Source organism: Rhodomicrobium sp. R_RK_3 (assembly GCF_002198715.1).
Lineage (GTDB): Bacteria > Pseudomonadota > Alphaproteobacteria > Rhizobiales > Rhodomicrobiaceae > R-RK-3.
This window is the reverse complement of sequence record NZ_MWLK01000017.1, coordinates 1-13537: the sequence shown is the minus strand read 5'-3', so window position 1 is coordinate 13537 and position 13537 is coordinate 1. Positions and strand designations below refer to the sequence as shown.

Sequence of the window (13537 nt, the reverse complement as noted above, 5' to 3'; positions counted from 1 at the left end):
GCGATAGGCCATTGCGCGCTGAGGTTGCGCGGCGTGAACCAAATGCCGCTCCGCGTGTTGCCTTCGGGGGACCTGCTCGGAGGCTTTCGGTGATGACGCGCGTCGCTCCCCTCGCATTCCTCGGCATGCTGACCATCGGCGGCTGGCCCGCCGCATCCGCCGAGGCCCCGGATCAGGCGCTGGCCGAGAAGGGCCGCTATGTCGCCATCGCCGCGGATTGCCGTTCCTGCCACACCGCCGACAAGGACCAGCCTTTTGCCGGCGGCGTCGCGCTGAGATCGGCTTTCGGGACGCTGCTGACGCCCAATATCACGCCGGACAAGGAGACCGGCATCGGCGGCTGGACGCGCGAGGATTTTCAGCGCGCCATCCGCGAGGGCAAGTCCAAGGCAGGCAAGCCGCTCTATCCGGCGATGCCCTATACCAGCTACACCAAGATGAGCGACGAGGACCTCGATGCGCTCTGGGCCTTCATGCAGACCGTCAAGCCGGTTCGGCACGAGGTCCAGGTCAACCAACTGCCCTTCCCGTTCAATGTGCGCTCGAGCCTGTACGCCTGGCAGGCGCTGTTCTTCGAGGCGGGCCGCTTCAAGCCCGATGCGAATGCGGATGCCGAGTTCAATCGCGGCGCCTATCTGGTCGAGGCGCTGGCGCATTGCTCGGCCTGCCACACGCCGCGCAATGCGCTCGGCGCCGAAATCCCGAGCGAGATGTTGAAAGGCGCGCGGATCGAGGAATGGTACGCGCCCAATATCAGCAACGACGCCAATAGCTCGATCCGGAACTGGACCCATGACGAACTGGTCGATTTCCTGCGCGGCCATGAGCGCGAGAACCGCATCATGCCCTTCGGCCAGATGATCGAGGTGGTGGACGAAAGCCTGTCGCAATTGCAGCCCTACGATATCTCGGCCATCGCCGACTATCTGCAGAACCGCGACGCCGGCAAAGCTGGTCCAGAACCGGCATCCGCCGCCCTGTCGCCGGAGCGGAAAGCGGCCGGGCTCGAGGTCTATCAGCAGCAATGCGCCAACTGCCACGGCGAGAACGGCGAGGGCGTGGCGGGTGTGGCGGCCAAGCTCGCGGGCAACACCGCGTTAACCGGCACGAAACCCTACAACATCCTCTCGGTGCTGCTGGAAGGCATCGAGCCGCGCGGCATCTGGGGCAAGATGCCCTCCTTCGCGCAGGCGCTGAGCGACCAGCAGCTTGCCGACGTCACCAATTATGTGGGGAGTTCCTGGGGCAATCAGGCGGCGGATACGGTCGGGGCGGGCTATGTGAACGATTGGCGCGGCGCCGTGCTGCCGCCGACCCCGGCGCTGGAGCGGTCGCTGCCGTGCCTGAACGTGCCGGACGACCGGCTGGACGATCAGGTCCGCGCCGAACTGGACGCACTGGGCGCGGCGCCGGTCCCGCCCGAAAAGGCGCGCTCGATCTTCGGCGACTATTCGCGCCGCTTCCCGCAGCTCAGCTATGCCGAGCGGGTGACGGCGCTGTCCGGCACCTATTGCAACACCATCGTGCCGAAGCTGCCGAACCGCAGCGCCGTCATCAACCAGGAGCTCCAATTCATGGACGCGCTGGGCGGCGTGCCCATCGACAAGGCGCAGGATCGCATCGGCCGGGATTGAGCGGGGCGAAATTCCCCGCCGCGCGCAGGCTCGGGCCGTGATAATTTGCGGCTCGAAATGGCGCCGGTGCGGCGCCGGACCGGGCAATCACGGAGCAGCTTGATGACGGAATTACGGGTCGCGCTCATCGTCGGCGGCGGCAGCGGCATGGGCGCGGACGCGGCGCGCAGGCTCGCGGGCGAAGGCTTCAGCGTCGGCATCCTGTCGTCCTCGGGCAAGGGCGAGGCGCTCGCCGCCGAACTCGGCGGGCTCGGGGTGACCGGGTCCAACCAATCCGCGGACGATCTGAAGCGCCTCGTCGACGGCGCCGTCGGAAAATGGGGCCGCATCGATGCCGTGGTCAGCAGCGCGGGGCACGGACCGAAGGGGCCGGTGCTCGAGATCAGCGACGCCGACTGGCATCTCGCCATGGAATTCTACCTGCTGAACGTGATCCGCATCGCGCGCCTCGTCACCCCGGTGATGGCGCGCCAGGGCGGCGGCGCCTTCGTCAACATCTCCACCTATGCCGCCTTCGAGCCGGAAGCCGCCTTCCCAACCTCGGCCGTGTTCCGCACCGGACTCGCCGCCTTCACCAAGCTGTTCTCCGATCAGTACGCCGCGCAAAATATCCGCATGAACAACGTGCTGCCCGGCTTCATCGACAGCCTGCCCGAAAAGGACGACCGGCGCGGCCGCATCCCGATGGGCCGCTACGGCCGCGTCGGCGAAGTCTCCGAGCTGATCGCCTTCCTGGCGTCGGAGCGGTCGAGCTACATCACCGGGCAGAATATCCGTATCGACGGGGGCATTACGCGCTCGGTTTAAAGTTGCGGGAGAAGCTGTCTCGCTGATCCGTAAATCGACGGGGGGTAATGCGGGGTATATACGAAATGACAAGAGAGAAGATTTATAAACACCAGTAGCATGAGACCGTCGCTCGCGAAGCAATCTGCGGCTGGAGGGGTCCGGTAGAATACCCTTTCATAACGGGTGGGGCTTGCGCCTCCAGCAATAATCATAAGCAGAAGAGCAGTCCGGGAAGACGCCGATATCAATCATGGAGGGCCTGAATGGCTAACGTCTCTGCAACCATGGACGGCTCGGCGACAGCCGACGTCAGTCCCAGCGAGCTGCGAAAGGTCGTATTCGCATCATCGCTCGGAACGGTTTTTGAGTGGTACGATTTCTATCTCTACGCAACGCTGGCTCCGTTCTTCGCCGCCTTGTTCTTCCCGCCCGGCAACGATACGGCGGCTCTCCTGTCGGCCTTCGCGACCTACGCGGCCGGCTTCCTGGTGCGTCCTTTCGGGGCCGTGGTGTTCGGCCGCGTCGGCGATATCGTCGGCCGCAAATACACCTTCCTCGTCACCATCCTGCTGATGGGCTTCTCCACTTTCGCAACCGGTCTCCTGCCGACCTATGAGACCATCGGCGTGTTGGCTCCCATCCTGCTCGTGACCCTGCGCCTGCTGCAGGGCCTGGCGCTCGGCGGCGAATATGGCGGCGCGGCAACCTATGTGGCGGAATACTCGCCGGCCAAGAGCCGCGGCCTGTCCACGGCCTGGATCCAGACCACGGCGACACTCGGCTTCTTCCTGGCCCTGCTCGTCATCGGCCTCTGCCGCTTCTACTTCCCGGATGCCGATTTCAAGAATTGGGGCTGGCGCATTCCGTTCCTGATCTCGCTCATCCTGCTGGTGTTCTCGATCTACATCCGGCTCAAGCTGAACGAGTCGCCGGTGTTCCAGAAGATGAAGTCCGAGGGCAAGGCCTCCAAGTCCCCGCTCTATGACAGCTTCTTCCGTTATCCGAACAACCGCTATGTGCTGCTGGCGCTGCTCGGCGCGACCGCCGGCCAGGGCGTCGTCTGGTACACGGGCCAGTTCTATGCCCTGTTCTTCCTGACGCTCTATCTGAAGCTGGACTATCTGACGGCCTACACCATGATCGGCTCCGCGCTGCTCATCGGCACGCCGTTCTTCCTGTTCTTCGGCTGGCTGTCGGACAAGATCGGCCGCCTGAAGATCATCCTTGCCGGCTGCTTGATCGCCGCCGTCACCTACTTCCCGCTGTTCGGCGAGTTGTCCCGCGCCGTCAATCCGGCCTTGTCCGAGTTCCAGGACAAGCACCCGATCACGGTGCAGATCGACAAGTCGACCTGCGGCTTCCACATCTTCACGACCGCCTTCACCAAGTTCTCGGATTGCGATAAGGCGCGCGATCTGCTGACCAAGGCCGGCATGTCGTTCGTCACGCAAGAGGCGGCTCCGGGCGCCCCGATCACCATGACCATCGGCTCCGGCGCTCCGATCACCGGCTTCGACGCCAAGAAATGGAACGACGCGCTGCTGGGGGCGGGCTATCCGGCCAAGGTCGATTACAGCCAGATCGACTATACCAAGGCGATGATCATCCTGGTCATCATGCTGATCTACGTCACCATGGTGTACGGACCGATCGCGGCCTTCCTGGTCGAGCTGTTCCCGACCAATATCCGCTACACCTCCATGTCGCTGCCCTATCACATCGGCAATGGCTGGTTCGGCGGCATGCTGCCGCTGCTGGCGACGGCGATCGTGGCGGCCACGGGCAACATCTATGCCGGCCTCTGGTACCCGATCATCGTCGCCGCGATGACGGTGGTGATCGGCACGCTGTTCCTGCGCGATCACAAGGCCCGGTCATTCGAGACCTAGCGCGGATTGCTCAGGCAGAATTCTGGGTTGAGGCGGGGATTTCCCCGCCTCAATTTTTTTGTGCCAAGGCGAGGTCTGAGGATGTTCACGGACCCGCCCTGTTTCGTTTCCGATTAGAGGTATACGAAACACCGTCGCCCCGGCCGAAGAGCCGGGGCCAACTCGCCTCTCCTCTCACAGCAGCGTTCGCGGATCGATGATTAGGTCCCGGCTCACCGCTTCGCGGCGCCCGGGACGACGAATGTGGGATGCACTCTTAAGCGCCTGGGTTACCGATGTAGCCGATTAGATCCCGCGCAACATCATCGCGCGATCTTGGCCGCCTATCGCAAGCCCTGCGGGAGCGCCGCAGACGACCCCGCTCCCGCTGGCTTCAACCTTCACACCCACCACGGGAGCGATATGCACAGGCTCAAATTTTCCTGCCGTCCAGCCATTCTGGGAGCGTCGATGCTCCTCGCCGCGGCCGTCCCGGCCCGCGCGCAGTCCGAGGCCCCGGGCTATGCCGAAATCCTCGGCGCCCTGCAAAGCGCCAAGCCGGTCAAGGTGCTGACCGACCTCAGTCAATGCGTGTCGGGCGACGGCAAGCCCGGCCCGTCGATGCAGTCCGGGCTGCAAATCCACGCCTTCATCGCCTTGCCCGAGAAGGGCGTCCTCTTCTCCGACGTGCATCAGACGCTCGATCCGTCCGGACAGCCGGTCACCGAATATGTCCGCTACAATCTCCGCACCGATGGCCAGCTCAGCCTGACCTTGACGCGCGTCACGCCAGCCGGCACGGCCAAGCAGGAGCCGATTGTCTGCAAGATCCCCTCGGGAGCCCGCTTCGTCTGGTAGCAGCGCGGCGGCCCGCGCTCTCGGCGGCATGCTTTGCGCAAATCGTCTCTGAGATTTGCCGATCCTGCGTTAGCCTATCCGGACCATTCCCCATGGGACGTGCGAGAAGGCGAAGACTTGCCGCAGGAAGATCATGCCATCGAGCTTGCGCGGCGGCTGGTCCGCGTGCCGAGCCTGACGCCGGTGACGCCGGATTTGCGTCCCGCCGCCGCCCGGACATTGCGGCTTCTCGCCGATTTCCTGGAGCCGGCCGGCGCGCGCTGCGAATGGCTGAGCTTCCAGGGCGGCCATGCCAAATGGGGCTACCCCGTCGATAATCTCTATATCGACTGGCCGGGCGCCTCCGCCGGGTCCGGCCTCTGCTTCCTCGGCCACACCGATGTCGTGCCGCCCGGCGACGACAGCCTCTGGCGCTCCGGTCCCTTCTCCGGCGAGATCCAGGACGGTTTCCTGCTCGGACGCGGCGCCACCGACATGAAGGGCGCTGTCGCCGCCTTCGCTGCCGCCGCCGCCGATTTCGCCGCGCGGCGCCGGGCCGAAGGCGGCGCCGTCGGCACCAGCCTGCTCATCACCACCGACGAGGAATGGGCCGCCGCCAATGGCAGCCGCCGCGTGCTCGAATGGATGGCCGCCGCCGGCAAGCGGCCGAGCGGCTTCATCGTCGGCGAGCCCAGTTCGGAGGAGATATTCGGCGAGGCGATCAAGGTCGGGCGGCGGGGCAGCCTGTGCGGCACCATCACGGCCACCGGCGTCCAGGGCCACGCCGCCTATCAGCATCTGTTCGAGAACCCCAACCGCGCCCTCGCCCTGGCGCTGGCCGTCCTGCACGCCCATCGCTGGGACGATGCCAGCCCGGAAATGCCGGCCACCAATTTCGAGACCGTCGCCACCAGGAGCGGCGATTTCGGCGCCACGGCGATCATTCCCGGCGAGGCCTCCGCCTTGTGGAACATCCGCTTCACCCATCACGAATCCACGGCAACACTTTCGGGCAAGGTTAAGTCCTTACTTGAAAAATTACCCCGATGGGCTAACGGTCATCCTGACGCCCCACTTCTGTCGAAGCTGAGGGTGATCGCCAATTCGGACACGGCCTCCATGCCTTATTTTTCTGCCCCCGGCGCGCTCGCCGCGCTTGCATCCGCTATCGTCGCCCGGCATTGCGGGCCCGTGCCCGCGCTCGACGCCAAGGGCGGCACGACCGACGGACGCTTCATCCACGACCATTTTCCCGGCGCCGAAATCATCGAGCTCGGCCTGCCCGAAGCAGGCGGCCTCACCCGCGCCGCGCATCCCGGCGCCTTCGGGCGGACCGGCGGCATGCATCAGGCCGACGAGTGCTGCGCCATCGCCGATCTCGCGCAATTGACGCGCTGCTACCGCGACCTGCTCTTCGCCGAGGCGGGGCGCGCGGCATGATCGACACCGTCATCGTCCGCAGCGCCAAGGAGGAGGATTTCGTCCCGCTCTGCGCGCTCTACCATGAATCGGTGCAGCGCAATCAGGCTGGCTTTATCCAGGACCTCGCCTTCCATGGCTGCATGATCGCCAAGACGCGGCAATGGCGCGAGGCCGGCGGCGACATGCTGGTCGCGCTCGACGGCGACACGCTGATCGGCATGGGCGCGCTCGCCCCGCACGGCCATGGCAAGGTCGAGCTGTGCAAGCTGCATGTCAACGAAGCCATGCAGGGGCGCGGCATCGGCCGCATGCTCGCCGAACGGCTGATCGCGCGCGCCGTGGAACTGGGATTTGCCGAAATCGAGCTGCATGTGACGCGCACCCAGGTCGCGGCGGTCGGGCTTTACCGCCAGCTCGGCTTCGAACGGCTGAAGGAAGAGCGCTTCACCACGGTGGTGTTCGGCCAGCCCGCCTCCTTCGACACCGTCTTCATGCGCATGGCGCTGGGCACTCAGAGCCGGGCATCGGCAGCGTAGCCGGGAACAATTGCCCGGCCGCGTTGTTCGCAGCTCAACGTCCTCGAGAGAGCGAGCGCCGATCGCCATGCCCGACGACAAGCCTGGCCGCCTGCCGGCCCTCGATTGCCTGATCGTCGGCGGCGGCCCCGCCGGCCTGACCGCGGCGACCTATCTGGCGCGTTACCGCCGCAGCGTGCTCGTCGTCGATGACGGCGAGAGCCGCGCCGGGCTGATCCCGGAGAGCCACAACTATCCCGGCTATTCCGGCATTTCAGGCCCCGACCTGCTCGCGCTGATGCGCCGCCAGGCCGAGAATTTCGGCGCGCGCCTCGTCAGGGGGCGGGTCGAAGCCGTCGAGCGGGAAGGGGAGCTGCTGTTCATCACGCGGGTCGAGGGCGGCGGCGTCGAGGCGCGCTCGATCCTGATCGCGACCGGCATCGTCGACATCGATCCCGCGCTGCCGGGCATCAAGAAGGCGCTGAAGACCGGCGCGCTGCGCTACTGCCCGATCTGCGACGGCTACGAGGCCATGGACCAGCGCATCGGCGTGCTCGGCCCGTTCGAGACCGCCGCCAAGAAGGCTTTGTTCCTGCGCACTTATTCCGCGCAGATCGAAGTCCTGCTCACCGAATCCCCCGCCGCGCCGGACGAAAGCCTCATGGCAAAGCTGCGCGAGGCCGGCATCGGCGTCTCCCGCGCCGCGCTGATCGACATGGAGCCGCGCGCGGACGGCTTCACCGCCATCTACCCGGACGGCGAGCGCGAGGAATTCGACGTCGTCTATCCCGCGCTCGGCGCCCAAGTGCGCTCGGATCTGGCGCTGCGTCTGGGCGCCGAATGCGACGGGCCGGGCTGCCTCGTCGTCGACCAGCGCCAGCGCACCCGCGTCTCCGGCCTCTACGCCGCCGGCGATGTCGTCTCCGACCTGCATCAGATCAGCGTCGCCGTCGGCCATGCCGCCATCGCCAGCACCGCCATCCACAATAGCCTGCCGCCGAGCCCCCGCTGACCAGCCTCGCGCAAGCGCCGCCCGGGAACATATGCCGCGCCCTTGCGGTTCTCCCCACGGGCTCTGCGGGCGATGCGTCCGGCAGGGACAGGACATTCGGAGACAAAGATGAAAACGCTGCTGATCGCCGCCGCTCTGGCGGTTGCCGCCGTTCCGGCCATCGCTCAGAACACCTCGCCCGCCTCGCAAGCCGTGCAGGAATCCGATGGCCCGATGACGGTCACGGACTTCGCCAAGCTCGCCGGCATCGGCGGCATGTTCGAGATTCAGTCCAGCCAGCTCGCGCAGACGCAGTCCTTGAACAAGGACGTGCTGGCCTTTGCGGCTATGATGATCAAGGACCACGAGAAATTTGCCGACGAGATGAAGTCGATGGTCGCCGCCGCCCAGATCCCCGGCAAGCTCGACGACACCCATGAGCAGATGATGGAAAAGCTGAAAACGGCCTCCGGCACCGATTTCGACCGCTCCTACCGCTCGATGCAGATCGCCGCGCATGAGGAAGCCATCGCCCTGTTCGAAGGCTACATCAAGAAGGGCGACGATCCCAAGCTGCAAGCCTGGGCCTCGCAGACCCTGCCGGTCCTGCAGATGCACCTGAAGCACGCCCAGGAACTCGCCCTGCCGCAGACGACGGGCCAGTTGCAATAGGGGATTAAGGCAGCGCCTCGCCCAGCGGCGGGCCGCTCCCCTCGCCTGAGATGCGGGCGCGGTATGACAGTTGCGCGGGCGAGCCGGCCGGCCAGATGGCGTCGAACCGGCGGAGAAATCCATCGGCATCGAAGGGAATGGCGATGGCGTCGACGGCGACATTCCCGTGCCGCACGCCGTAGCGGGGCGTGTGCGGGCAGGGGTGGACGGAGATTCGCGTCAGCAAACCGGATGTCTCGCCGGAAAAATTGCCCATGCCCGACGCGCCATTATTGGCGACGGTCAGGCGGCCTGAGGGCAGGGGGAAATCGCGCATGACCGCCGCGCAAGTGTGGGTGGAGGCAAAGATGTCCACCCGCGAGACGGCGCGCATCTGGTTGAGCCAGGGAACGGCATTCGGGGCGTCCAGAGTCTCGCGCGCGAACCGCCAGCCCGCGATCGAGGCGGCATCGCCATGCACGATGCCGACGCGCAAGCCCCCGACATCGGCGACGAGCGCCGGCGGCAGCGCGGCGAAACGGGCGCGATGCTCGGCGCCGGCAACCGCCTTCAGCCGCTCCAATATGGCGTTCGAGCGCGCCACGACGGCGTCGCTCACATCGACCGGATAGGCGCAGCCGCAACCCGCGCCGATATCCTCGGCTCGCGCGATTTCGCATTCGATATTGCCACGAATGGCCGGGTAGCGGGCAAGCCGCGCATCCAGATCGCGGAACGCCCCCGGCTCGGCATCGAACCAATGCGCATCGCCATTGAAGACGATGGTTACCGAACGCGGCTCGTCCGCCGCCAGCGCCTCGATGGCGTCGAGCGCCAGCGCGTTGCCGTAGAGGCCGCCGACGACGTAGAGCGTTTCGGCATTAAAATCGGCCGCCCGCGCCAGCCGTGCCGGGTCGGTGGCGTAATCCGCCGGGCAGATGCGGCCTGCCCGGGCCGCCAGCACATCCTGCAATGCCATTTACACCTCATCCACGGGGCGCGCGGCAACCGGCTGGCGGCCGAAGCGCTTCTTCAGCGGGATCGCAAGCAAAGACAGCAGCGCCAGCCCCACGAGACCGGCGACGATCTCCGGCGTCAGCACCGAGCCGATGGAAATCTCCTCGCCGCGATCGATGATGCCGCCGAGACCCCCGCCCGCCAGCGCGAACACCACCGTCCCTGGCATGATGCCGAAAAATGTCGTCAGCACATAGGTCAGGGTGCTGACTCCGGCAAAGGCCGGAATCAAATTGACGAGAAAAAACGGGAAGATCGGCACCAGCCGCAGCACCAGCAGATAAGGGGCCGCATTCTCCCGGATCGCCTCGGCTAAGGCTTTCGCCGGCGCCCCGAAACGCTCCAGCGCATCCTCGCCGAAGATGACGCGCGCGAACAGGAAGACCAGCGTCGCGCCGGTCGTGGCGGCGACCACCGACAGCGCGCCGCCGGCCAGCGCGCCGAACAGGAAGCCGCCGGCGATGGTCAGCACCGCCGCGCCAGGCACCGAAAACGACACCGCGACAACATAGACGGCGAGATAGGTGAGGGCGGCAAGAAGGGTGTGTTCGGCGACGAAAGCGGTCAGGTCCTGGCGGTAGAGGCGGATGGTGTCGAAGGTCAGGTAATCGCCGACACCCAGCAGGCGCAGTGCGGCGAAAGCGGCAATCGCGGCGGCCGCAAGCCAGAAGCGGCGGTCGTACAGCCATGCGCGCGGGTTCATCTGCCTGTCCAGTCGTGTCCTGCCGAAGAAAAACGCTCGGAAGCCCGTGATGAGTCCGGGCAATCCGGCGCGGACCCTGTCCGTCGCGGCCGAGCTCATTCAATGCGACCGGCGTTCCGGTCGGCTTCTCTTAGCAACGATTTGGCGCCGGCGGAGGCGGATATCAGGGGTTTCACCCCGAATTGATGATTTTGGCGCCGGTTGTGATGTCTCGCCTAGGATTCGGAGCGCGGTTTGCCACAAACGGCGCCGCCCAGCACGCAGAATGTCGCGCAATATTTGTGATTGAGCGCCACGCTGCCGCTGGCCTCCCGCAGGCTGGCGCCCAGCTCGAAACGCTCGTCATAGGGGATCAGCGTGCAGGCAAGCACGGCCGGCGCGTCCGCCCCCTTGCGCTTGACCACCATGCGGGCGCTCGCGCACATCACGTCCTCGGGCGATTTGTGCAGGATGCCCCAGCAGGCTTCGGTGATTTCGGGCGGGTCGGCCTCGGGGCTCATCTCCGGCAGCAGCACCAGGGCCATCGGGTCGGCGCAATCGACGGCGATGCCGTGCTGGGCGAACAAGCCGGCATAGCCCGCGCGGATCGCAGCCTCGTCATCGCCCGACAGGAACCGTCCGGCGATTTCGACCGCGGCCCCGGCCCCGGTCAGCCAGGCGAGGCCGGCGAGCGTTTTCTCGAAGGAGCCCGCGCCGCGCTCGGCGTCGTGGACAGTTTGCCGCCAGTCGTCGAGCGAAACGCGCAGCCGTAACCGCCCGCCATAGCGGCCGGCGAACGCCGCGATCTGCGCTTTGCGCCGCGTCATCGGCCGCATGGCATTGGTGAGCGTCAGCGTCTGGAAGCCGCGCGCCAGCGTGGTCTCGAGGATAGCGGGGAATTCCGGGTTCATGAACGGCTCGCCGCCGGTGAAGCCGATCAGTTCGACCGGCAGGCGGTCCCGCTCGATCTCGTCGAGATAGCGGCTGACATCGGCGAGAGTCAGATAGGCCAGGCGGTCATTGCGCGGCGAGCTTTCGATATAGCAATTGGCGCAGGTGATGTTGCAGAGCGTGCCGGTATTGAACCAGAGCGTTTCCAGCGCGCGCAGGCCGACCGCCGCGCGGCGCTCGCCTTTCGCGGTGATCTGCGGATCGGAGAATTTCTGAAGGCTCTCGATATTCGCCAGCATCGCCCATCCTAACAGCGTTTCGCCCCATCGCCCAAGATCGACCGGCCCGGTCGAAACGGTCTCGCTTCCTGCGTAATTATTTCGCATCTTGCCCCGATCAAGAGGAGAACGTCCGCGCCATCTGTCACGCCGGCTGGAAATCCTCGTCAAACTTTGCGTTTCGATGTCGGAACGGGCGGCAGCCATCCGTCCTTAGGGAAGCGCGCATCAAGGAAGATCGCCATGCAATATGCCATCCTCTGCTATCATTCAGAAGACGTCGTCTGCGGCTGGAGCAAGGAAGAGGACGAGGCCGTCATGGGCCGGCTCGCCGTTGTCCAGGAAAAGCTGACGCGCCAGGGCAAGCTCGGGCCGGTCGCCCGGCTGATGCCGACCACCGCCGCCACCACCCTGCGCAAGGACCGCGAGCCGGCGCTGGTCATCGACGGGCCCTTCGCCGAGACCAAGGAACAGCTTCTCGGCTTCTACATCGTCGACTGCGCTTCGCTCGACGAAGCGCTGGAGATCGCGCAGGATCTCGGCCGCGCCAATCCGGGCGGCTCCTATGAAATCCGGCCGGTGGCCTTGTTCCGGCAAGGCGGCGGGGCGACATGAGCGACGATAGCTGGATCCATTCGACATTGGCCGCCGCGCGTCCGCGGGCGGTCGCCGCGTTGCTGCGCTATTTCCGCGACCTCGACGCCGCGGAAGAGGCGGTGCAGGACGCGTGTTTGCGGGCGCTGAAGACCTGGCCGAAAAACGGCCCGCCGCGCGATCCCGCCGCCTGGCTGATTTTCGTCGGGCGCAATGCCGGGGTCGACGCGACGCGGCGGCAAAAGAAGCAGGCGCCGCTGCCGGACGAGGCCGTGCTCTCGGACCTCGACGATGCCGAGATCGCCGTCGCCGAGCGGCTGGACGAGGCGGATTACCGCGATGATATCCTTCGGCTTTTGTTCATCTGCTGCCATCCGGAACTGCCGGCGGCGCAGCAGATCGCGCTGGCCTTGCGGGTGGTGTCCGGCCTGTCGGTGAAGGAGATCGCGCGGGCGTTCCTGGTCAGCGAGAGCGCTATGGAGCAGCGGATCACGCGGGCCAAGCGCAAGGTCGCCGAGGCGCAGGTCGCCTTCGAGACGCCGTCGGCGATCGAGCGGTCGGAGCGGCTGGCCGCCGTGGCGGCGATGATCTATCTGCTGTTCAACGAGGGCTATTCGGCGAGCGGCGGCGAAGCGCATATCCGCGCGCCGCTTTGCGAAGAGGCGATAAGGCTGGTGCGGCTGCTGTTGCGGCTGTTCCAGACGGAGCCGGAGATCATGGGGCTCGCCGCGCTGATGCTGCTGCAGCACGGGCGCGCGCCGGCGCGGCTCGATGCCGATGGCGCCATCGTGCTGCTGGAGGACCAGGATCGCGGATTGTGGAACAAGGCGATGATCGGGGAGGGGGTGGCGTTGATCGACAAGGCCGTGCGGCACCGCCGGCCGGGGCCGTATCAGGTGCAGGCGGCGATCGCTTCGCTGCATGCGCAGGCCGCGCGGCCGGAGGATACGGACTGGGCGCAGATCGAGCAATTATACGCGGCGCTGGAAGTGATGCAGCCCTCGCCGGTGGTGACGCTGAACCGGGCGGTCGCGGTGGCGAAGGCGAGGGGCGCGGAGGCGGCGCTGGCGCTGATCGAGCCGCTGGCGGGGCCGCTATCGGGGTATTTTTACTTTTTCGGGGTGAAGGGCGCGCTGCTCTTGGAGCTGGGGCGCAAGGAGGAGGCGCGGGTGGCCTTCGACCAGGCGATCGCGCGGGCGAATTCGGCGGCTGAGGCCGCGCATATCCGGACGCATCTGGACCGCCTGATGGCGGAGGGTGGCCGGCCGAAGCGCTGAGCGACGGACCCTTGCCCTGCCCCCCCAAAAACACAAAAACGCCGCCGTCCCATTTGGGCTCGGCGGCGTTTACGCGTATTCATTCGAAGAG

The 13537-nt window shown here is 66.2% G+C and carries 13 protein-coding genes; 10 read left to right on the top strand and 3 right to left on the bottom strand.

The window, feature by feature from the left end:
- Positions 1 to 92: 92 nt before the first annotated feature.
- The 8 genes from BLEFHOIH_RS09375 to BLEFHOIH_RS09340 all read left to right on the top strand — a co-directional run bounded on the left by BLEFHOIH_RS09375 (position 93) and on the right by BLEFHOIH_RS09340 (position 8728).
- Positions 93 to 1634 carry a cytochrome c gene (locus tag BLEFHOIH_RS09375; protein ID WP_088344726.1) on the top strand — a complete coding sequence of 514 codons (1542 nt, stop codon included), beginning with the start codon at positions 93 to 95 and terminating at the stop codon, positions 1632 to 1634.
- A 102-nt stretch (positions 1635 to 1736) separates the two neighbouring features.
- Positions 1737 to 2441, top strand: a complete 705-nt coding sequence (locus BLEFHOIH_RS09370; protein ID WP_088344786.1) for an SDR family oxidoreductase — start codon at positions 1737 to 1739, stop codon at positions 2439 to 2441.
- A 245-nt stretch (positions 2442 to 2686) separates the two neighbouring features.
- A complete protein-coding gene (locus BLEFHOIH_RS09365) occupies positions 2687 to 4312 on the top strand; it encodes an MFS transporter (RefSeq protein WP_088344724.1) in 1626 nt (541 codons plus the stop codon).
- 450 nt (positions 4313 to 4762) lie between these two features.
- Complete coding sequence (locus BLEFHOIH_RS09360) at positions 4763 to 5149, top strand: VirK family protein (protein ID WP_170937082.1); 387 nt, start codon at positions 4763 to 4765, stop codon at positions 5147 to 5149.
- 117 nt (positions 5150 to 5266) lie between these two features.
- On the top strand, positions 5267 to 6568 hold the full coding sequence (gene dapE / locus BLEFHOIH_RS09355; protein ID WP_170937081.1) for a succinyl-diaminopimelate desuccinylase: 1302 nt from the start codon (positions 5267 to 5269) through the stop codon (positions 6566 to 6568).
- Positions 6565 to 7086: a GNAT family N-acetyltransferase gene (locus BLEFHOIH_RS09350; protein WP_088344718.1), complete on the top strand. Its 522-nt coding sequence runs from the start codon at positions 6565 to 6567 to the stop codon at positions 7084 to 7086. Before dapE ends, BLEFHOIH_RS09350 begins: the two co-directional genes overlap by 4 nt.
- A gap of 67 nt (positions 7087 to 7153) precedes the next feature.
- Positions 7154 to 8077, top strand: coding sequence for an NAD(P)/FAD-dependent oxidoreductase (locus tag BLEFHOIH_RS09345; RefSeq protein WP_088344716.1), 924 nt, complete (start codon positions 7154 to 7156; stop codon positions 8075 to 8077).
- 108 nt (positions 8078 to 8185) lie between these two features.
- Entirely contained in the window at positions 8186 to 8728 is a 543-nt protein-coding gene (locus BLEFHOIH_RS09340; protein WP_170937080.1) for a DUF4142 domain-containing protein, read from the top strand.
- A 4-nt stretch (positions 8729 to 8732) separates the two neighbouring features.
- Here BLEFHOIH_RS09340 and BLEFHOIH_RS09335 read toward each other — a convergent pair whose 3' ends face one another.
- From BLEFHOIH_RS09335 to BLEFHOIH_RS09325, 3 genes are all read right to left on the bottom strand, one after another.
- Positions 8733 to 9686 (bottom strand): hypothetical protein, encoded by a 954-nt coding sequence (locus BLEFHOIH_RS09335; RefSeq protein WP_088344711.1) that lies wholly within the window; start codon positions 9684 to 9686, stop codon positions 8733 to 8735.
- On the bottom strand, positions 9687 to 10427 hold the full coding sequence (locus tag BLEFHOIH_RS09330; protein WP_170937079.1) for a TVP38/TMEM64 family protein: 741 nt from the start codon (positions 10425 to 10427) through the stop codon (positions 9687 to 9689).
- A gap of 215 nt (positions 10428 to 10642) precedes the next feature.
- A complete protein-coding gene (locus BLEFHOIH_RS09325; RefSeq protein WP_088344707.1) occupies positions 10643 to 11596 on the bottom strand; it encodes a radical SAM protein in 954 nt (317 codons plus the stop codon).
- Positions 11597 to 11818: 222 nt separating this feature from the next.
- Between BLEFHOIH_RS09325 and BLEFHOIH_RS09320 the strand changes: the two genes are divergently transcribed.
- Entirely contained in the window at positions 11819 to 12190 is a 372-nt protein-coding gene (locus tag BLEFHOIH_RS09320; RefSeq protein WP_088344705.1) for a YciI family protein, read from the top strand.
- Positions 12187 to 13446, top strand: coding sequence for an RNA polymerase sigma factor (locus tag BLEFHOIH_RS09315; RefSeq protein WP_088344703.1), 1260 nt, complete (start codon positions 12187 to 12189; stop codon positions 13444 to 13446). Before BLEFHOIH_RS09320 ends, BLEFHOIH_RS09315 begins: the two co-directional genes overlap by 4 nt.
- Positions 13447 to 13537 lie beyond the last annotated feature (91 nt).